Genomic DNA, 20,050 nt, shown 5'->3' on the forward strand with positions numbered 1-20,050 from the left:
CCCTAACATGGGAGGCATTCTTGGTCAGTCCCGAAGGAGCGATTGACGTGGCGACCGTCCCGAGTGTGTCGTACTCCATCACCGTGCGTCTCGAGGTGCCGGCCGGCGGCAAGGCCGTCAGCCAGCTCACCCACGCCGTAGAGTCGGCAGGGGGCGTCGTGACCGCCCTCGACGTCACGAACGCGGGGCACGAGAAGCTCCGCATCGACGTCACGTGCGCGGCCAGGGACACCGACCACGCCCAGGCCATCGTCGACCAGCTCGAGGCCGTCGAGGGCGTCGTCATCCACAAGGTGTCCGACCGCACGTTCCTCATGCATCTCGGTGGCAAGATCGAGATGAAGTCCAAGGTGCCGCTGCGCAACCGTGACGAGCTGTCCATGGCCTACACGCCGGGCGTGGCGCGGGTGTCGATGGCGATCGCGCGCAACAAGGAGGACGCGCGGCGCCTGACCATCAAGCGCAACACCGTGGCCGTCGTCACCGACGGCTCGGCGGTGCTGGGGCTGGGCAACATCGGGCCGGAGGCGGCGCTGCCGGTCATGGAGGGCAAGGCGGCGCTGTTCAAGCGGTTCGCGGGCATCGACGCCTGGCCGATCTGCCTGGACACGCAGGACGTCGACGAGATCGTGCGCACGGTGCAGGTGATCGCGCCCGGGTTCGGCGGGATCAACCTGGAGGACATCGGCGCGCCGCGCTGCTTCGAGGTGGAGCGGCGGCTGCGCGAGCTGCTCGACATCCCGGTCTTCCACGACGACCAGCACGGCACCGCGATCTGCGTGCTGGCCGCGCTCACCAACGCCCTGCGCGTGGTGAACAAGAACATCGAGAACGTCAAGATCACCATGGCGGGTGCGGGCGCGGCGGGCAACGCCGTGCTGCGGCTGCTGCTGGCGGCCGGGGCGCGCAACGTGATCGTGTGCGACTACCTGGGGGCCGTGCACAAGGGCCGCGACGACCTGGACGAGTCGCTGCAGTGGATCGCCGACCACACCAACACCGAGGGCTACTCCGGCGACCTGCGCGGGGCGGTCAAGGGCGCCGACGTGTTCGTGGGGGTCTCCGCGCCGGGCATCCTGGTCGGTGACGACATCGCCACGATGGCCGACGACGCGGTGGTGTTCGCGCTGGCCAACCCCGAGCCCGAGGTGTCGCCCGACGACGCCCGCGAGCACGCGGCCGTGGTGGCCACGGGGCGCTCCGACTACCCCAACCAGATCAACAACGTGCTGGCCTTCCCCGGGGTGTTCCGCGGGCTGCTGGACGCGCAGGCCGGTGGGGTGACGCAGGAGATGCTGCTGGCCGCCGCCGGTGCGCTGGCAGCGGTCGTCACGCCCGAGGAGCTGGGCCCCAACTACATCGTCCCGAGCGTGTTCCACCCCGACGTGGCCACCGCCGTGGCGGCGGCGGTCCGCGAGTCCGCCGGTGGCCGGGCACGCGGCTTCACCGAGGCGTAGAAGTCCGAGGCGTAGAAGTCCAGGACGTAGAAGTCCGGGACGTAGTGGCCCGGGACGTAGTGGCCCGGGGCGTAGAAGTCCGGGGCCCGGGAGTCTCTTACGGCGTCGAGTTCGGCGCCGGGGTGGTGATCGCGGGCATCAGGCGATAGCTCTCCTGGAAGACCAGGTTGTGGGCGTCACCTGCCGCGATCACCCGCAGCGTGTCGAGCTGGCCGGCCGCGTCCGCCTCGTCGAAGACGTTGAGCGGCCAGTCGCCGACCGTGTTGCCCCGCAGGTGCGGATGGTGGAAGTCGCGGCCGTAGTGGGCGACCACCGCGATCGGCTGGACGTGGCTGGCCCGCTGCTCGGGCCAGGTCAGCGACCACATCGCGTTGAGGCCGCCCTCCTGCGACCTGGTGACCCCGCTGGCCACCACCTCCCCGGTGCCGAGCAGCAGATCGGCGTTGGCCTCGTCGAGCGCCGTGCGCGCCACCGGGTCCAGCAACTCGACGGCCCGGACGAACACGCGCTCCTTGTCGTCGCGCGTGACGGCCTGGCCGTGGTCGCCGTCGCGCAGGTCACAGAAGTGCCTGAGCAGGGCTTCGTTCATCGGAGTTGGAGTACGCATGCCTACCCCCTTCCCCGATCAGGGTCAGGTGAGCAGGCCCTCTATCCGGGTTCGGATCTCGGGCGTGTCGAGGCCGCGTACGGTGAGGGTCGTGCGGCGGCGTACGACGTCGTCCACCGTGGCCGCCCACTCGTGGTCGCGGGCGTAGACCGCCTGCGCCCAGATGTCCGGCCCGTCCGGATGGATGCGCTCCCCGAGCGCGGGATCCTCGCGGATGAGCCGGGCCAGGTCGAACGCGATCGAGCCGTAGTGCGTGGCCAGGTGCCGGGCGATCAGGGGGTCCATGCGCGTGCCCGGGTCGCGGTCGGTCCACAGCCGCATGGCCACCGCGTCTGGGCTGGCCAGGCCGGGCAGCGGCACCGCGGGCAGGATGTCGGCCAGGTCGTCGCCCAGGGGCAGCCCCGGCAGGTGGGCCAGGGTGTCGAGGACGTGCTTGCCGATGTGGCGGTAGGTCGTCCACTTCCCGCCGGCCACCGACAACATGCCGCCCGAGCCGCTGGTCAGCACCGTCTCCCGCTTGGCCGCCGTCACCTGCCCGGGGCCGCCGGGCAGCACCCGCAGGCCGGCGAAGGCGTAGGTGATGTCCTCGCGCCTGAGCTGGGAGTCGCGCACGGCGTGCCCGGCCTCGTCGAGGATCTGCGTGATGTCGGCCTCGGTGGCGGCCACCGCGCCCGGATCGCCCTCGTACGCCTCATCCGTCGTCCCCAGCAGCAGGTGGTCCTCCCACGGGATGGCGAACGACACCCGGTACTTGTCGATCGGCGTGGTCAGGGCCGCCTTCCACGGCTCGTGCCGGCGCAGGACCAGGTGGGCGCCCTTGGACAGGCGGATGCTCGGGGCCGCGTCCGGGTCCTCCATGCGCCGCAGGTGGTCCACCCACGGGCCGGTGGCGTTCAGGACGAGCCGGGCGGACACGCCGAACTCGGTGCCGTCGAGCCGGTCGCGCAGCTCGGCGCCCGTCACGCTGCCGGCCGTCTTGCGCAGCCCGACGACCTCGGCGTGGTTGAGCACGATCGCGCCCGCGTCCACGGCGGCGCGTACGGTCATGACCGCGACGCGGCTGTCGTTCATCTGGTGGTCGCCGTAGACGGCGGCGGCCCGCAGGCCCTCCGTGCGCAGCGCGGGCACCTTGGCCAGCGCCTGGTGCGGCGTGATCACTTTGCCCATGCCGTCGCCGAACACCGACAGCGCCGAGTACAGGAACACGCCCGCGCCCAGCTTGGCGGCCCCGTGCGGCCCGCCCTTGTAGATCGGCACCAGGAACGTCAGCGGCTTGACCAGGTGCGGCGCGATGTCGCCGGCCAGGGCGCGGCGCTCGCGGTGGTTCTCCGCCACCAGCCTGACGTTGCCGGTCTGCAAGTAGCGCAGGCCGCCGTGGACGAGCTTGGAGGAGGCGCTGGAGGTCGCGCCGGCGAAGTCGCCCGCGTCGACCATCGCCACCCGCAGCCCCGCCTGGGCGGCCATCCAGGTCACCGACGTGCCGAGGATGCCGCCGCCGATCACGAGCAGGTCGTAGGTGGTGCCGGCCAGCTCGTGGCGGATCTCCGCCCGATCGGCGCCGATCGTGGTCCTCATTGCCACACTCCCTACTGCTCGACCCAGTCGAGGGTCCGGGCCACGGCCTTCTTCCAGTTGCGGTATTCGCGCTCGCGTACGGACTCGTCGATCGCGGGGCGCCACTCGGCGGCCTTGTGCCAGTTGACGCGCAGGCTGTCGAGGTCGGGCCAGTAGCCGGTCGCCAGCCCGGCGGCGTACGCGGCGCCCAGCGCGGTGGTCTCGGCCACCATCGGCCTGATCACCGGTACGGCGAGCACGTCGGCCAGCGTCTGCATGAGCAGGTTGTCGGCGGTCATGCCGCCGTCGGCGCGCAGCGTCGTCAGGTCGAGCCCCGAGTCGGCGTTCATCGCGTCGACCACCTCGCGCGTCTGCCAGGCCGTGGCCTCCAGCACGGCGCGCGCGATGTGCCCCTTGTTCACGAACCCGGTCAGCCCCGCGATCACCCCGCGCGCGTCCGACCGCCAGTGCGGCGCGAACAACCCCGAGAAGGCCGGTACGAAGTAGCAGCCGCCGTTGTCGTCCACCGTCTTGGCCAGCGTCTCGATCTCGGCGGCGCTGGAGATCAGGCCCAGGTTGTCGCGCAGCCACTGCACCAGGGAGCCGGTGACCGCGATGGCGCCCTCCAGCGCGTACGTGGCCGGTCCGGCGCCGATCTGGTAGCCGACGGTGGTCAGCAGGCCGTGCTTGGAGACGACGGGCTCCTGGCCGGTGTTCATCAGCAGGAAGCTGCCCGAGCCGTAGGTGCTCTTGGTCTCGCCGGGCGCGAAGCAGGTCTGCCCGAACAGCGCCGCCTGCTGGTCGCCGAGCGCCGAGGCCACCGGGACGCCGGCGGAGGTGCGGCCGTAGACCTCGGCGGACGGGCGGATCTCGGGGAGCATCGCCCGAGGCACGCCCATCGCGGCCAGCAGCTCGTCGTCCCAGGCCAGCGTGTGGATGTTCATGAGCATCGTGCGGCTGGCGTTGGTCACGTCGGTGATGTGGCGGCCCGTGAGGTTCCACAGCAGCCAGCTGTCCATCGTCCCGAACAGCACCTCACCGCGCTCGGCCCGCTCGCGCAGCTCGTACGCGTCCAGCAGCCAGCGGATCTTCGGCCCGGAGAAGTAGGTCGCCAGCGGCAGCCCGGCCCGCTCCTTGAACAGCCCCTCGTGCTCGGCCAGCGCGTGGGTGAGCGCGTCGGTGCGGGTGTCCTGCCACACGACGGCCGGGCAGACCGGGCGGCCGGTGGCCCGGTCCCACAGCACGGTGGTCTCGCGCTGGTTGGTGATGCCCAGCGCGGCGATCTGGCCGTTCTCGATGCCGGCGCCGCTCACCGCCTCGGCCAGCACGCCCTGCACGGCCTGCCAGATCTCGTCGGCGTCGTGCTCCACCCAGCCCGGCTTGGGGAAGATCTGGCGGTGCTCGCGCTGGGCGACGGAGATGATGTTGCCGGCCTGGTCGAAGACGATGCACCGGCTGGACGTGGTGCCCTGGTCGATGGCTGCGACGTAGTGCGGTCGAGGCACTGGGGTTCCTCGCAAGGGCTCATGGTTCGACAATGCCGAACGAATGGTATTTGGTCGCCGGGTGCTGTTCAAGTGTCATCTGGCGAGGTCGCGGGTGATGGCGCGGGCCGCGTCGCGTACGTAGGAGACGAACTCCATGTGCAGGTCGCCGCCGGGAGCCAGGCGCTCGACGGCGCCCCGGATGCCGATGGCGCCCACCACGAGGCCGCGCGGGTCCTTGATGGGTGCGGCGATGGCCACCTCGCCCTCCGTCAGCTCCTCCATCTCCGCCGCCCACCCGCGCACCCTGACCTGGTCGAGCTCCGCCTCCAGCTCCACCGGGTCGACGAGCGTGCGCTTGGTGTGCGGCTGCAGCGGCGTGGCGAGCGACTCCCCGTAGGGGTCGAAGGCGAGCAGGACCTTGCCCAGCGCGCTGGCGTGCGTCGGCAGGTATGTGCCCACCTGCAGCGTCTGCATGCTGTCGTCCGGCCGGAACACGTGGTGGATCACCAGGACGTGGCCCTCGTGCAGGGTCCCGATCCAGGCGCTCTCCCTGCTGCGCCCGGCCAGCGCGTCCGCCCAGTTGATCGAGCGGGTGCGCAGCTCGTTGACGTCGAGGTAGCTGCTGCCCAGGTGGAGCAGCGTGGCGCCGAGGCGGTACTTCCCCGTGGTCTGGTCCTGCTCGACGAACCCCACGTGGACCAGGGTGCGCAGGATGCCGTGCAGCGTGCCCTTGGGCAGGCCCAGCGCCCTGGCCAGCTCGGCGACCCCGAGCAGGCGGGGACCGGAGGCGAGCAGCCGCAGGATCGCGGCCGCCCGTTCGACCGATTGAATCGTCTCTCCCACAACGGGCACCCTAGCGCAGTCCGGTTCGGTATTGCCGAACACTGCCGGACCAAAGCCACAATCGGCCCGGCGGCGTTGTGAGCGGTCCCCCTACAATGGCGCCAGAGGTGAACCCGGCAGGCACCAACGCCCCCGTTCGACCCCAGCGCACGAGTCCGGAGCGGCACTTCCGCGAGCAGCGGGAGCCCCGGCAGGCATGACGATGGCGGCGGCGAGTCCCCCGGATCACCCCTGCCCACGCAACACACCCCCCGGCGAGGCCGCGAGGCTCTCCCGCGAGCGAGGAGAGCCCGAGCAGCGCCCCCACGACCGGCACTGACCGCTGGGCCGGCGGCACGCCGTTATTTAATGGAACCTATGTTTCGTTAAGATGCAGCGACGAGGAGACTAGATGGACCAACCTTCCCGTTCGGCGGGAACCGTGCGGCCCGGAGGCCGCACTGCCAGGGTGCGCGCGGCCGTCCTGGAGGCCACCCAGGACGAGCTGGTCGAGCACGGCTTCCACGGCCTGACCATGGATCAGGTCGCGGCCAGGGCGGGCGTCGGCAAGACGACGGTCTACCGGCGCTGGGGGAGCAGGGCCGGCCTGGTGGCCGACCTCATGACCGAGCTGGCCAACCAGTCCACGCCCTACGCCGACACGGGCGGCATCGAGGGTGACCTGCGGGCCAACGCGTTCTCCGTGCTGGAGGCGCTCAACGACGGCCGCCTCGGATCCACCTTCCAGGCAGTGATCGCCGCGGCCACCAGCGACGAGCAGGCCGCCCAGGCGCTGCGCGCCTTCTACCTGCGGCGCATCGAGGAATGGGCCAACGTCGTGGACCTGGCCGTCAAGCGGGGCGAGCTGCCCGAGGGCACCGACGGCGGGGAGGTGATCCGGGCGATCTCCGCGCCGCTCTACTACCGGCTCGTGGTCACCAGGGAGCCGGTGACGAGGGAGGCCGCCGAGCGGTCCGTCGCGCGTACGCTGGCCGCCGCCCGGGCGGGAGCGTTCGTCGTACCGGATTCGGCTGGTTGACCGCGCCCAGTTCCCGAACGGGTGCGAAAAGTAACATCGGGGCACTGGGGGAGCGCGCACCCCTACTGAGCCTTCATGATGGAGGTATGGCGGAAGCGATCTACGTCGGCGGTTTGTTGGTGGCGACGCCGCTTCTCGACGACCCCAACTTCCGGCGTAGCGTCGTGCTGATTCTCGAACACGACCACGACGGCGGCACCCTGGGCGTCGTGCTCAACCGGCCGAGCGACATCTCGGTGACCCAGGTGCTGCCCGTGTGGGACCCGCTGGTCACGGGGCCGTCGGTGCTGTTCGAGGGCGGGCCCGTACAGACGGACAGCGCGCTGGCGCTGGCGGCGGTCCCGAGCGGCGAGGAGCCGCTCGGCTGGCGCCGGCTGCACGCGGGCACCGACGCGGTGGCCCGGCTGGGCACGGTGGATCTGGACGCACCGCCCGAGATCCTGCAGGGGGAGATCGCGCAGATGCGCATCTTCGCGGGCTACGCGGGGTGGACGTCGGGACAGCTGGAGAGCGAGATAGCTGAGGGCGCCTGGTACGTCGTCGACTCCGAGGTGGGCGACACCTTCCACGCGGACCCGGCCTCGCTGTGGCGGCACGTGCTCCGACGCCAGCGCGGCGAGTTGGCGTTCGTGGCGACCTGCCCGGACGATCCGACGATGAACTGACGCTGGAGATCCCAGCCCGCGAGCTAGTGCCGGAGGTCCCAGCCCGGCCGCAGCGAGCGCTCGGCCAGCTCGATGCTCTCCGCCACCCGGTGCGTGACCTCGCTCATCGTGCCGTCGCGGCGCGGGCACTCGAAGCCGACGCGCATGGTGGACATCGCGAACCCCACGATCAGGTGGGACAGCTGGTCCTGGTCGGGGTCCACGCCCCTGCGGGCGGCGATCACCTCGGCCACCTCGCGCTCGGTCTCCGCGCCCTTGGCCACCGACAGGCCGACCAGGCGAGGGTGCTCGTCCATCAACCGGCGCAACTTCAGGAACCTCTCCGCGTCCTCGGGCGCCGAACCCGCGACATCGGCCAGGACGGCACGCAGCGCGTGCATGAGTGAGGTGAACGGCGGCTCGTCCTGCGGGCGGCTCGCCAGGGTCTCCAGCATGATCGCCTTGCCGTGCTCGTGGAACCACAGCACCAGGTGATCCTTGTTGGCGAAGTAACGGAAGAAGGTGCGGGGGGAGATCTCGACGGCCCCCGCTATCTGCTCGACCGTGGTCGACTCGTATCCTTGTTCGACGAACAGGTCGAGCGCCGCGTCGAGGATCGCCAGGCGCGTCTTCTCCTTCTTGCGTTCCCGCAGACCCACTGTGGACACTCCCTCGAAACCCTTCTGGCACAGTGTGCCATAAGTCATAGGACGACGATTAAAAGTCGGTTGTCATATGGCATCGACTGTCATAGATTACCGGAGGCTTACGAGGTCTATGCCCCGGTGTGGGGCTGTATGTGTATTTAGGGGGACTACATGGTTCACGCGAAGGCGGTCGACGCGCCGTCATCGCCCGACCCGATCAAGCCGGGGACCGGGGGCAACCCGTGGCTTGTGCTGCTCGCGGTCAGTCTCGGCGTCATCATGGTGATGCTCGACGGCACCGTGGTGGGCATCGCCAACCCGGTCATCCAGATGGACCTGAAGGCTTCGCTGTCGGACCTGCAGTGGGTGACCAGTGGTTATCTCCTGGCGCTGGCGGTCTTCCTGATCACCGCGGGCAAGCTGGGTGACCTGTTCGGGCACAAGCGCGTCTTTCTCATCGGTGTGGCCGGCTTCGCGGTCTCCTCGGTGGGCATCGGTCTCAGCGCCGAGCTGGCCGACATCATTCCCGGTGTCTCGCCGGTCGGCGCGCTGATCGGCCTGCGCGTGCTGCAGGGCCTGTTCGGCGCGTTGCTGCAGCCCGCCGCGCTGGCGCTGCTGCGTGCGGCGTTCCCCGGCGAGAAGCTGAACCAGGCGATGGGCGCGTGGGGTGCGATCATCGGTCTGTCCAGCGCCGCCGGCCCGATCGTGGGCGGCGTGCTGGTCGAGAAGGTGAGCTGGGAGTCGGTCTTCTTCATCAACGCGCCCGTCGGCGTCATCGCCCTGGTCATGGGCATCCTCCTGATCAAGGAGAACCGCTCGCAGACGCTGGCGCGCATCGACTGGCTCGGCGTGGTGCTGCTGTCCGGCGCGATGTTCTCGCTGGTCTGGACGATCATCAAGGCTCCCGAGTGGGGCTGGGGCGACAGCACGACGCTGACCTTCGTGGCCGCGTTCGTGGTGCTGATCGGCGCGTTCATCTTCTGGCAGAGCAGGGCCAGGCAGCCGCTGGTGCCGCTGTCGCTGTTCGCGAACCGCTCCATCTCCATCGGCACCTTCCTGATGATGATGGTCGCGTTCGCCATGTTCGGCGCGATGTTCTTCCTGGGCTTCTTCTTCCAGGGCGTGCACGGGCTGACCCCGCTGGAGGCCGGTCTGCGCATGCTGCCGATGAGCGCCGGCATGATCGTCGCCTCGCCGCTGGCGGGCATGGCGATCGGCAGGCTCGGACCGAAGATCACGATGGCCGCAGGTCTGCTGATCACCGCGCTGGCGATGTTCCTCATGTCCCAGCTGAGCATCGACGCCTCGTTCATCGAGAGCGGCATCCCGTTCGTGCTGCTGGCCTTCGGCCTCTCGCCGGTCTTCGTGGGCGCCACGGAGATCATCGTGGGCAACGCGCCGGTGGAGCTGAGCGGTGTCGCGGGTGGCCTGCAGCAGTCGGCCATGCAGGTCGGCGGCGCGCTCGGCACCGCGATCCTGGGCGCCGTGATGGCCGCCGAGATCTCCAGCAAGCTGCCCGGCTACCTCGGCCCGGCGGCGCAGGCGATCCCGCCCGCCCAGAGGGCCGGGCTGGAGGAGGCCGCCTCCTTCGGTGTGGCGCCTCCCGGGCTGCCGCAGCAGATCACCGACGCCGTGCACAACTCGTTCATGGACGGCATGCACCTCGCCTTCCTGGTGAGCACCTGCATCGCGGTGCTGACCGCCGCGCTGACGTTGTTCGTCAAGTCGGGGCGCAAGACCGAGGGCGCGCCGGTCCACATGGGCTGACCAGGGCTCTCCGTACGGCCTCCGCTCACCGGGCGGGGGCCGTACCGCTGTTCGGGGTCGCGGGCGGGCATAAACTCAATGGGGTGAGCACGAAGATCCTCCCAGAGCAGGAGACCACTCCGCGGACGTCGCACGGCGATGGCGATCACGAGCGGTTCGCCCACTACGCGGACAAGCACAAGATCACCGAGAGCATGGTGACGGGCACGCCCATCCGCGCCCTGTGCGGCAAGGTCTGGGTGCCCAGCCGCGACCCCAAGAAATATCCGGTCTGCCCGGAGTGCAAGGAGATCTACGAGGGCTTGCCCCAGGGCGGCGACGGTGACGGCGACAAGCAGTGAGTGTTGCTGAGCGGTAATCCCGCTGCGTGGAGCTACGGTCTGTAGCCAGACCAGCTCAAATCGTAGTGAGGGGACCGCATGGCCCGGCGTGTGACCGCCGTCTCGTTGGCATGCCTGCTCGCGGCCGGGTTCCTCCCGCCGCTCCGGGCCGGCGCCGACCAGCTTGCGGCAGGCTGTGCGAGACACGCGCCACGGACACCCGGGCCACGCTCGCCCAAGCCGGAAGACGTGTCCAAGGTCATGGCCGAGCTCGACAAGCGGCTCGCCGGGGTCACGCCGCCGACTCGGATCACCGTGCCCACCCGGGTGCACGTCCTCTCCCGCGGCTCTGACGGCAAGGTCTCCGACGAGGCGGTCAGGGCTCAGATCGACGCGCTCAACTCCGCGTACGGCGGCGTCTTCGGCGGCGTCGACACCGGCGTGCGCTTCCGGCTCGACGCCATCTCGGTCAAGGAGGAGTCCTCCTGGTTCGCCGACCCCGTCGGCCACGAGAAGGCCATGAAGAACGCGCTGCACGAGGGCGGGGCCGGCACGCTCAACCTGTACATCGCCCAGCTCAGCGAGCTCATGCTGGGCTTCGCCAGCTACCCCTACTGGTACGCGGACGCGCCGGGCCTCGACGGCGTGGTGATCGACTGGCGCAGCCTGCCCGGCGGCGCGATGACCAACTACAACCGCGGATTCACCGGCGTGCACGAGATCGGGCACTGGCTGGGGTTGTTCCACACGTTCGAGAACGGCTGCGCGGCCCCCGGCGACGGCATCGACGACACGCCGGCCGAGGCCAGGCCGACCGAGGCGTGCCCGCAGGACAAGGACACCTGCACCGCGCACAAGGGCAAGGACCCGGCGCACAACTACATGGACTACGCCCACGACCGGTGCATGTGGGAGTTCACGCAGGGGCAGGCAGATCGCATGCACGAGATGTGGGCGGCCTACCGGGACACGGCGGCTGCCTAGATTTCCGGCAAATTACGATGTGTGGGTGACAGCACCAAAGGCACTCGACGCTCCGCACCGAACGCCCGGGATCCTCGGCCCCGAATACCGGACGGCCACGTTAGGGATCCTGCTCGTCGTCACGCTGATCGCCTTCGAGGGGATGTCGGTCGGCGTCGTCATGCCGGTCATCGCCAAGGAGCTGAACGCGCTCGACCTGTACGGCCTCAGCTTCTCCGCCTTCCTCATCGCCAGCCTGTTCATGAACGTGGTGGCCGGGCTCTGGTCGGACCGGCGCGGGTACCGGCTGCCGTTCCTGGCCGGGGTGGTGCTGTTCGTGATCGGGATGGGGCTGGCCGGGGCGGCCGTCTCCCCCGCGATGTTCCTGGTGTCGCGGGCCGTGCAGGGTCTGGGCGCCGGCGCCTCCATCGTGGCGCTGTACGTGATGATCGCCCGGGTCTATCCGGTGGACGTACGGCCCAAGGCGTTCGCCGCCGTCTCCGCCGCCTGGGTCGTGCCGGCCATGGTCGGGCCGGCCGTGGCCGGGACCGTCGGTGAGCATCTGGGCTGGCGCTACGTCTTCTACGGGATCATCCCGCTGGTCGTGCCCGCGCTCGCGATGCTCGTACCCGCGTTGCGGATGGGGTCGCCGTCCGACGCCGAGCCCGGCACCGGGCCCCGCTCCAGGCCGGTGGCGATGACGCTGGCCGCCACCGCCACGGCGGGCGGGGCCGGGCTCCTGCTGCACGGGGCGGACCGGCTGCACACGAATCTCGCGCCCGCGGCCGTGGAGACGGTGGCCGGGCTGGCCCTGCTGTTCTACGGCCTGCACCGGCTCCTGCCGCCGGGCGCGCTGCGGTTCGGGCGCGGGCTGCCCACGACCGTCCTGATGCGCGGGTTCTACTCGGCCGCCTTCTTCGGCGTCAACCAGTTCATCCCGCTGGCGCTGCACGAGGTGAAGGCGTTCGATCCGACGGCCGCGGGCATCGCGCTGACGACCGGGGCGCTCGGCTGGTCCGCGGGGTCGTACCTGCAGAGCAGGCGCCCCGGCGCGGCGCACAAGAGGATCAGGCTGGGTGCCGGGTGCCTCACCGCCTCGATCCTGATCTGCGCGCTCTGCGTCCTTCCGGGGGTGACGGGGTGGATCGCGGTGCCGGCCTGGATCGTGGCGGGCTTCGGGATGGGCTTCGGCATCACCACGGTCAGCGTCCTGGCGATGAGGCAGTCCCCGGTCAACGAGCAGGGGGCCAACTCGGCGGCGCTGTCGGTGTCCGACCAGCTCGGGTCGGCGCTGTCGGTCGGGATCGGCGGGGCGGTGGTGAACGTGATCGGGCACGCCCCGTCGGAGATCGCCAGCGGGTTCCTGGTCATCTCGGGCCTCATGGCCGCCATCGCGCTGGCGGCCACGCTGCTCGCCGGGCGCACTCGGTGAATTCCGTCCCTCCCGTCACAGCGATCACGGTTCTCCTGATCCCCGTGGCGAGGAGTGATAGGACAGCGGGCAAGGAGGTGCCATGGAGGGTGATCATCGAGTCTGGCCTCCCGGGCCGGGGGCCAGGCATCGCCGTACTCCTCCAGAGGACACGGAGCCCGCGTGGGGTGCGGACCGTGACGAGGAGCCGCGACGGGGCCGCGCCGGCCTCCCGTACTCCTCGGGACGGAACCCCGTCCCCTTACCTCAGGACCAGGACCCCACGGCCCGCGCGCCCGGCCCTTCGACGCCTGACCTGAACGCGCGCCGGGGGCGCTCTCCTGAGCCTCCACCCGACTGGGGCCGCCCGCCCGCGGCTCCTCCGGACCGGGGGCACCGAGGCTCGGGACGGCCGGCCGAGGTGGCGCCGGAGTGGGGGCACCGGGAGCGTCCGCATCCCCTCGACCTGGATCCGGAGGAGCGGGCGTGGAACCCCCGGATCCGCAGGACCGCCTCCCGCGCCCCCGATCACGGCTGGGGGCCGGAGGACGACCTTCCCCCGTCCGCCCGCCTCTACGGCGCCCCGGCCGACCCGGGGGTGCGCAAGAGGCGCACCGGCGGGGAGCAGGTCTGGCGGCGCGTGGTGGCCGCGCTGGTGGCGCTGGCGGCCGGTGCGGGGCTGGTGGCGGGGGCCACGGTGGTGGCGTTGCGGCTCACGGCGCCGCAGGCGGAGACGGGGCGGCTGAGCGACTCGCTGGCCGGGGTGACGGCGACGCTGCCACAGGGGTGGAGCGCGGGGGCGGTGGCTCCGGTCACGGGGTTCACCTCGGTCGTACGGGACGGGGGCGGGGGATTCGTGATGGCCAGGCCGGTACCCGGGCCGGTGCGGGACCCGAAGAAGGCCACGGCGGAGGCGGCGGAGCTGTACTCCAGGCTCCTGCTCAAGGGCGACCGCGTGACGATCGTCGAGGACAAGGCGGTGCCCGGCGGCCACACCCGTGCGCTCCGGGCGGAATATCGGGATGTGGTGAACCGGCCGGCGTTTCTCAGAGTGATGCTGCTCACCCGCCCGGACAAGCCCGTACTGCTCGTCGGGCTGCTCCAGCCCGAGGAGAACAACCGCAGGCAGGAGCTCGACACGGTGATGACGAGCGTCCGATAAGCCGCATAGCACGTGAGGAAGACCTTGGCCAGAATCCTCGGCTCACGGCACGTCTTGTCGGTGGGCCCGATTACCCTTGGGTCACTGTGAGAGAGCGAAGCACACGAACCCCAGAGGTGATGCGGTGAGCACCTTCGCCGCGTCCCACCTTTCGCCTTCCTATCCAGACCGGGCCGCGTGGGGCACCGCGCCCAAGTTGCGTGCCTGGCAGCAGGAGGCGTTCGACCTCTACTTCAGGCGCGAGCCGCGTGACTTCCTCACCGTGGCGACGCCGGGCGCGGGCAAGACGACCTACGCCCTGCGCATCGCCAGCGAGCTGCTCGCCAACGGGGTGATCAGGGCGGTCACCGTCGTGACCCCCACCGAGCACCTCAAGCGCCAGTGGGCCGACGCCGCCGGGCGGGTCGGCATCGGCATCGACCCGGAGTTCAAGAACAGCCAGGGTGCGACGTCGCGCGACTACACCGGGGTGGCGGTGACCTACGCGCAGGTTGCCATGCACCCGGCCCTGCACAGGGCGCGCACCGAAAACCGCAAGACGCTGGTCATCTTCGACGAGATCCACCACGCGGGCGACGCCAAGTCGTGGGGCGACGGCGTGCGGGAGGCGTTCGAGCCCGCCACGCGCCGCCTCCAGCTCACAGGCACACCGTTCCGGTCCGACGACAACCCGATCCCGTTCGTCGGCTACGAGGAGGACGCCGAGGGCTTCAAGCGCAGCGTCGCCGACTACTCCTACGGCTACGGCCCCGCCCTCGACGACGGGGTGGTGCGGCCGGTCATCTTCCTGGCGTACTCGGGGGAGATGAAGTGGCGCACGCGCGCGGGCGACGAGATCGCCGCGACGCTGGGCACCCCGCTCACCAAGGACCAGCTCTCCCAGGCATGGCGGGCCGCGCTCGACCCCAAGGGCGACTGGATCCGCCAGGTCATGCAGGCCGCCGACCGCCGCCTCACCGAGGTGCGCAGGGGTGTGCCCGACGCGGGCGGCCTGGTCATCGCCACCGACCACGAGACCGCCCGGGCCTACGCCCGCCACCTGCGCAACATCACCGGCGAGGGCGCCACCGTGGTGCTGTCCGACGACCCGGGCGCGTCGAAGAAGATCAAGCAGTTCGCGGCCTCGGAGGACCGCTGGCTGGTGGCCGTGCGCATGGTGTCGGAGGGCGTCGACATCCCCCGCCTGTGCGTGGGCGTCTATGCCACCTCCACCTCGACCCCGCTCTTCTTCGCCCAGGCCGTGGGCCGCTTCGTGCGGGCCCGCAAGCGCGGCGAGACCGCCTCCGTCTTCCTCCCCTCGGTGCCCACGCTCATGGGGCTGGCCAACGAGATGGAGGTGGAGCGCGACCACGTGCTCAACAAGCGGCCTCCGGAGGACGGCCTCGACGACACTCTCCTGGAGCAGGCCAACCGCCAGAAGGACAATCCCGACGTCCTGGGCGACGAGCTGCCGTTCGAGACGATGGAGACCACGGCCACCTTTGACCGGGTGCTGTTCGACGGCGGCGAGTTCGGCACCGGCGCGGAGATCGGCTCGGCCGAGGAGGAGGACTTCATCGGCCTGCCCGGCCTGCTGGAGCCCGACCAGGTGGCCACGCTGCTGCGCAAGCGGCAGTCGGATCAGCAGGCTGCGCGGCGCAAGCAGGCGGCGGAGGAGCCCCCGCAGGTGCTGGCGCCGCACGAGCAGATCGCGGATCTGAGGCGCGAGCTGAACGGTCTGGTCGGCGCGTGGAACCACCGCACGGGGCAGCCGCACGGGGTGATCCACTCGGAGCTGCGGCGAGCGTGCGGCGGCCCGCCGATCGCCCAGGCCACGGCGGAGCAGATCCAGGAGCGGATCAGCATGATCCGCCGCTGGGCCACCCAACGCCGCTAGGACAGCCGCCGGGAGGAGGCGCGCGCCTGCCCGCTGTCGCCGCCGAGGCCGGCCGGCGGGAGGAGGCGCGCGCCCGCCCGCCGTGGCCCCCGAGGCCGGCCGGCGGGGGCGTGCGCGCCATGCTGGGCGAGGTCGCGGACATCACGCGCGGGCACCGCCACCGTCGTCGGCCATCGCCGCCCGGGCCGGTTCTTGGGTGGGCGGTCCTTCGGTGAGCGGGCGGGGCGGTTTTCACCTCTGGCCGGTTGCCCGGTCGTGGGGATGGTGGTGGTTCAGGCGGCGGACCATGATGCGGCACAGCTCCGGCCGCAGCTCGCGCTCGCCGTCCGCGCGATACACCACCCGCGTGGTGCCGACCTTGCCGTGCGGCCACTCCTCGTACCCGTGGCGCCGGTACAACCGCTGCGCCGACGGATTGTCCAGCCCCACGCCGAGCGCGACCCGCTCGTGGCCCATGGCGGCGAGCCGCTCCTCGGCCGCCCGCAGCAGCTCGGTGCCGATGCCCTGGTTGCGCCGCTGCGGCACCACCTCCAGGTGGGTGAGCAGCGCGACGCCGGGCAGGTGGGTACGCAGCTCCGGCTCCTCCGCGGGGGCCAGCCAGACGTAGACGTCCCCCAGTGCCTGCTCCGCCTCCCAGGCCACCAGGAGGAACCCGTGCCCGGAGTCCTGAAGGGTCAGCCGGTCGGCGAAATAGGGCTCCTGCCCGAGCGCGCGGATCATGGCAGGAAGATCGGTATGGACGGCTTGGCGGATGTCAGGTGCCCCCACGGACGTCAAGATTCCCGGATCATACTCCTGTGAATCAATTGATGAGGTTCATGCGGTATTGACAGTTCAAGGGTGATGCGTCGCTTTTGACCAGCCGTTTCAGCGCCTCGTCGACGCCGGACGCGAGCCGCGAACGGCTCTTGAGATGCTCGATCCAGGCGTGACGATCCTCCTGCCAGCCCTTGACGTACCGTACGCAGAACTCCGGCTCGATGCTGTTGAGCCTGCCCAGCGCGGCCCGCAACGAGGCCTCCATGGCCGCCGGATCGGGATCCCGGCCGGGCGGCATCCGCCTGACCCGCCGCAGCACGTCCTTGATGAACGCCTCGCGCCGGGCCAGGAACCCCGCCCAGTGCCGGGCGTCGGTGGCGGCGCCCAGGCCCTTCCCGCCGTCGAGCAGCCAGTAGACGCCCTCGGCCAGCACGTCGCCGAACTCCTGGTCGCGCGCCCTGGCCGGCCGGTCGAACGGGTCGTACGACCGCTGCTTCACCCTCCCCGTCACCGCGAGGCTGCGCAGCGAGGTCTCCTCCAGCAGGTAGAACCAGTCCTCGTTGTAGACGTTGGGAAAGAACGAGGGATTGCGGAACGTCTCGACCGCCAGCGCGCCGCCGCCCACGAACGACTCCTGGTGCCCGCCGGCCAGCCGGTGCGCGTGGCACACCACCGAGTTGTCCGGAAAGCCGCCGATGTGCATGCCCACGGCGTCGTAGCGGTCGAGCAGCGCCGCCGCCCTCATGACGTCCTGGTGCCCGCCGACCTCGATGTCGTCGTCGAGGAAGACGACGCGTTCCCAGCCCATGAAGTGGGCCAGGAGCAGCCCGAGGTTCCGTTTCGCGCTGAGATCGGTCACCCGGACGAACTTGGTGCCCTTCACGATCGTCGTCGTCTCGAAGTCCGGCATGTCGAGCCGGCTCACGTCGTCGACGTCGATCGCGATGTACCTGATGTCGTGCGGCATCAGGGCGGCCGCGCGGTCGGCCCTGCTCCAGGGCCGGCTGTGCAGGGTCACGAGCGGGCAGCGCAGCTCGGCCGCCAGGCGGATGGCGTGGCTGAGCCAGCGTGGATGCCGGATCGTGGGGACGACGATCGCGTCCACGGTGGCCGACGGCGCGTGGCCCGGGTCCGGGTCCGGCCTGTCGACCAGATGCCTGTGGGAGCCGTGGTGGTGCTCCGTGCCGACCTGTTCTATCTCAGTCTCCATCGGCGGGCTCCGACCATTCGTGGAGCCGAACGGTGTCCAGAGTCCAGTCCGGGGTGACGACGGCCCGGCCCTCGATCCGGACCCGGGTGAGCATGCTGTAGGACGGCGCGGTGCCGAAATGTTGCCGGAGGTAGGCGGTGTTCCGGTCGCGGAACCGTTCGTCGGTCAGCGCTCGGACCGCTCCATAAACGCCTCTGCCGTACATCCCGTTGCAGATGGTCAGGGTGCGTTCGACGTTGTAGGGGTTGACCCCGCGGTAGAAGAACGCGACATCCTCCAGGAGCCGAACATTAGCGCCCGACCCGCTGCGTACGGGGTAGTGCCTGCGCGGCGTGTCGTCGCCCTCGTCGACCTCGAAGTACGGTCCGAGCTCGCCGTCCCAGTCGGCCACCTGCCGCACCGGGAGCTCGATCCGCGCCAGCATCGACCTGGTGACCTGGTTGTAGTCCACCCCGCCCAGGAGCGCCAGGTGCGTCGTGAAGTCGTCGGAGCGTAAGTCCTCGGGGGCGCGGAGGGTGACCAGGCTCCTGGGGTTCGCGGCCCGGAGGTGGCCGTGCAGCTCGAACAGGGAGTCCAGGTCCGAGTACTTGTAGTGCTCGATGTAGTCGGCGGTCTCGGGCGACGCGTACGGGATCTTGGCCCGCTGCTCCTCCGGGAGCTGGGAGCAGATGATCGTGATCGTCTCCCCGTCGGGGAAACGCCACGGGTTGAGGCGGTAGACGTCCTGCCCGGGTGCCGGCTCGGCGTTCTCGCCCGAGGCCAGGGCCCGCAGCACGGTCTGGCGCAGCCGGGTCAGCTCGGTGAGGAGCCTGCGCTGCTCCTCCAGCTCGACCGGCGTCATGTCGGCCAGCGGCAGCACGCGGGCCCGCCCGTTGCCGAGCGAGCGCCTCGTCGCGAAGAACGCGGCGTACTTCTCCAGCCTGTGCAGGGGCGGCACCTTGATCGCGTGGGTCGACTCCCACGAGGAGATCAGCGGTACGCTCACCCCGAGCGCCTCGCGCAGCTGCGCCTGGGTGATCCGCACGTCCGGCCAGTGGCCCTCGCGGAGCTCGCGCAGGCGGCGCGCCAGCGCGGTCCCCGCGGATTCATCGCCGCCCATGCCCAGCCTCACTCGATGTGAACTTCAGTGATTTCTAGTGAACATGGTCCTCCACGATGGAGTCGATAGGCGAATCCCCAGCTAGACCCCCATATCGCGCTCGACGTGGGAAAACCTGTGCACAAGAGCCACCAGTCTAGCCACCTGTCCGTGCGCGACGTGCGCGAATGGGACGCATCGGTGCGGGGTAATAATGTAAATGGGAGAAGTTCAGTTAATACAGCTGAAGTTTACTGAATAATAGGTGGAGGTGGTTCGCGACGGACATGCGATGAGCCACATTCCCCACTACGAGCGGCATCCCAGCGGAAAGACCGCGGACACCCCCGAGACCCGACATCTGCAGAGGTGTCCGCGAAGCAAGGTTTGTGTCAGAGCGCGTCTCCGCACCAGGGGAAACCTCATGCCAACAGTAGTCCTCCACCTAGCGGTGGCAATGCCCACTTCAATGCCCACTTCGATCGAGACCAGGCAACTGTCCCTCTTCATCCTGACGATCATGATCGTCCTGACGGTGGCGGCGATTCGCGGACTGCTCCGGCGGGCGCACATCGTCATGGTGATCGGCGGCACGAGCGTCATGCTCGTGATCCTCGCCATCCTGGCCGCCGCCTACCTGATCACCTTCGCCGGAGCCTGAGAGACGCAGGCCCGGCGCCGCCCGAACCCAGGTCAAAGGGTACGAAGCGGCCGCCGGGCCGGTGGTTACGTTGAGTGACTCTAAGCATTTGGACACAGAGCAGTGACCTCCTGTTAGAAGCTCGGCGGAACCGGCAACAACACTCTTGGCTGTCTTGGGATATGCAGAAGGACTTTGCCCATGTCGTCTGAGGCCACCGGAAAGTCCACGCTCACCGTCACTTCCGGCCTCTCTCGAAACGCCATCATCATCAGGCTCGAAGGCGAGCTCGACGTCAATGCGCTGCCGGTGCTCAGGGAGCACCTACAGCGCATCTGGGACCTTCCCCCCAAACCATTCCTGATCCTGGACCTCGGCGAGGTCGCTTTCTGTGACTCCATGGGCATGAACGAGCTCGTCGACATCATGCACCGGTGCGAGTCCAGAGGCACCAGGTTGCTGCTCGGCGGGGTTCAGGGGGTCATGGCCCGGGTGTTGTCGATCACCGGTCTGCGGCACGCGTTCGAGGTGTTCGCGAGATTCGACGACGCGCTTCGGGCGGCCATCGCGCACGTCTAGCCGCGCACACCTGGGTATACGGCATGTG

Annotated in this window: 19 protein-coding genes; 11 read left to right on the plus strand and 8 right to left on the minus strand. The window is 70.1% G+C overall.

The features are described 5' to 3' along the window. Nucleotides 1-47 precede the first annotated feature (47 nt). Nucleotides 48-1,457, plus strand: coding sequence for an NAD-dependent malic enzyme (locus tag AB0J69_RS08880; RefSeq protein ID WP_364114474.1), 1,410 nt, complete (start codon nt 48-50; stop codon nt 1,455-1,457). 97 nt (nt 1,458-1,554) lie between these two features. Here the strand turns inward: AB0J69_RS08880 and AB0J69_RS08885 are convergent, their stop codons facing one another. The 4 genes from AB0J69_RS08885 to AB0J69_RS08900 form a co-directional block, all read right to left on the minus strand. Beyond that, entirely contained in the window at nt 1,555-2,064 is a 510-nt protein-coding gene (locus AB0J69_RS08885) for a hypothetical protein (protein ID WP_364114476.1), read from the minus strand. A 24-nt stretch (nt 2,065-2,088) separates the two neighbouring features. Beyond that, complete coding sequence (locus AB0J69_RS08890; protein ID WP_364114478.1) at nt 2,089-3,639, minus strand: glycerol-3-phosphate dehydrogenase/oxidase; 1,551 nt, start codon at nt 3,637-3,639, stop codon at nt 2,089-2,091. An 11-nt stretch (nt 3,640-3,650) separates the two neighbouring features. Further along, entirely contained in the window at nt 3,651-5,123 is a 1,473-nt protein-coding gene (glpK, locus tag AB0J69_RS08895) for a glycerol kinase GlpK (RefSeq protein WP_364114480.1), read from the minus strand. A 75-nt stretch (nt 5,124-5,198) separates the two neighbouring features. Next, on the minus strand, nt 5,199-5,948 hold the full coding sequence (locus tag AB0J69_RS08900; RefSeq protein ID WP_364114482.1) for an IclR family transcriptional regulator: 750 nt from the start codon (nt 5,946-5,948) through the stop codon (nt 5,199-5,201). Nucleotides 5,949-6,339: 391 nt separating this feature from the next. Here AB0J69_RS08900 and AB0J69_RS08905 point away from each other — a divergent pair, with 391 nt between their 5' ends. After that, nucleotides 6,340-6,966, plus strand: a complete 627-nt coding sequence (locus AB0J69_RS08905) for a TetR/AcrR family transcriptional regulator (RefSeq protein WP_364114484.1) — start codon at nt 6,340-6,342, stop codon at nt 6,964-6,966. A gap of 86 nt (nt 6,967-7,052) precedes the next feature. Beyond that, the gene (locus tag AB0J69_RS08910; protein ID WP_364114486.1) at nt 7,053-7,631 is read left to right on the plus strand and encodes a YqgE/AlgH family protein; all 579 of its coding nucleotides are present in this window, start codon (nt 7,053-7,055) and stop codon (nt 7,629-7,631) included. A 23-nt stretch (nt 7,632-7,654) separates the two neighbouring features. Here AB0J69_RS08910 and AB0J69_RS08915 read toward each other — a convergent pair whose 3' ends face one another. After that, nucleotides 7,655-8,269 (minus strand): TetR family transcriptional regulator, encoded by a 615-nt coding sequence (locus AB0J69_RS08915; protein ID WP_364114488.1) that lies wholly within the window; start codon nt 8,267-8,269, stop codon nt 7,655-7,657. 159 nt (nt 8,270-8,428) lie between these two features. On the opposite strand from AB0J69_RS08915, the gene AB0J69_RS08920 reads away from it, so the two are divergent. The 6 genes from AB0J69_RS08920 (at nt 8,429) to AB0J69_RS08945 (ending at nt 15,756) form a co-directional block, all read left to right on the plus strand. Beyond that, entirely contained in the window at nt 8,429-10,024 is a 1,596-nt protein-coding gene (locus AB0J69_RS08920) for an MFS transporter (RefSeq protein ID WP_364114490.1), read from the plus strand. 83 nt (nt 10,025-10,107) lie between these two features. Further along, nucleotides 10,108-10,365 carry a DUF3039 domain-containing protein gene (locus AB0J69_RS08925; RefSeq protein ID WP_043616197.1) on the plus strand — a complete coding sequence of 86 codons (258 nt, stop codon included), beginning with the start codon at nt 10,108-10,110 and terminating at the stop codon, nt 10,363-10,365. 228 nt (nt 10,366-10,593) lie between these two features. Next, nucleotides 10,594-11,328 (plus strand): zinc metalloprotease, encoded by a 735-nt coding sequence (locus AB0J69_RS08930; protein ID WP_364114493.1) that lies wholly within the window; start codon nt 10,594-10,596, stop codon nt 11,326-11,328. Between the two features lie 25 nt (nt 11,329-11,353). Continuing rightward, nucleotides 11,354-12,739 carry an MFS transporter gene (locus tag AB0J69_RS08935; RefSeq protein ID WP_364114495.1) on the plus strand — a complete coding sequence of 462 codons (1,386 nt, stop codon included), beginning with the start codon at nt 11,354-11,356 and terminating at the stop codon, nt 12,737-12,739. 400 nt (nt 12,740-13,139) lie between these two features. Beyond that, nucleotides 13,140-13,880 carry a hypothetical protein gene (locus AB0J69_RS08940; RefSeq protein ID WP_364114497.1) on the plus strand — a complete coding sequence of 247 codons (741 nt, stop codon included), beginning with the start codon at nt 13,140-13,142 and terminating at the stop codon, nt 13,878-13,880. Between the two features lie 124 nt (nt 13,881-14,004). Beyond that, nucleotides 14,005-15,756, plus strand: a complete 1,752-nt coding sequence (locus AB0J69_RS08945) for a DEAD/DEAH box helicase (RefSeq protein WP_364114499.1) — start codon at nt 14,005-14,007, stop codon at nt 15,754-15,756. Between the two features lie 231 nt (nt 15,757-15,987). Here the strand turns inward: AB0J69_RS08945 and AB0J69_RS08950 are convergent, their stop codons facing one another. The 3 genes from AB0J69_RS08950 to AB0J69_RS08960 all read right to left on the minus strand — a co-directional run bounded on the left by AB0J69_RS08950 (nt 15,988) and on the right by AB0J69_RS08960 (nt 18,824). Continuing rightward, complete coding sequence (locus tag AB0J69_RS08950; protein ID WP_364114501.1) at nt 15,988-16,476, minus strand: GNAT family N-acetyltransferase; 489 nt, start codon at nt 16,474-16,476, stop codon at nt 15,988-15,990. An 82-nt stretch (nt 16,477-16,558) separates the two neighbouring features. After that, a complete protein-coding gene (locus AB0J69_RS08955) occupies nt 16,559-17,725 on the minus strand; it encodes a hypothetical protein (protein ID WP_364114503.1) in 1,167 nt (388 codons plus the stop codon). Further along, nucleotides 17,715-18,824 carry a helix-turn-helix transcriptional regulator gene (locus tag AB0J69_RS08960; RefSeq protein ID WP_364114505.1) on the minus strand — a complete coding sequence of 370 codons (1,110 nt, stop codon included), beginning with the start codon at nt 18,822-18,824 and terminating at the stop codon, nt 17,715-17,717. The genes AB0J69_RS08955 and AB0J69_RS08960 overlap by 11 nt, the downstream gene beginning before the upstream one ends. A 448-nt stretch (nt 18,825-19,272) precedes the next feature. Here AB0J69_RS08960 and AB0J69_RS08965 point away from each other — a divergent pair, with 448 nt between their 5' ends. Both AB0J69_RS08965 and AB0J69_RS08970 read left to right on the plus strand, forming a co-directional pair. After that, on the plus strand, nt 19,273-19,464 hold the full coding sequence (locus AB0J69_RS08965) for a hypothetical protein (protein WP_364114507.1): 192 nt from the start codon (nt 19,273-19,275) through the stop codon (nt 19,462-19,464). A 180-nt stretch (nt 19,465-19,644) separates the two neighbouring features. Further along, entirely contained in the window at nt 19,645-20,022 is a 378-nt protein-coding gene (locus AB0J69_RS08970) for an STAS domain-containing protein (protein WP_364114509.1), read from the plus strand. Nucleotides 20,023-20,050 lie beyond the last annotated feature (28 nt).

Origin of the sequence: Nonomuraea sp. NPDC049709, assembly GCF_040674815.1 — a bacterium.
Lineage (GTDB): Bacteria > Actinomycetota > Actinomycetes > Streptosporangiales > Streptosporangiaceae > Nonomuraea.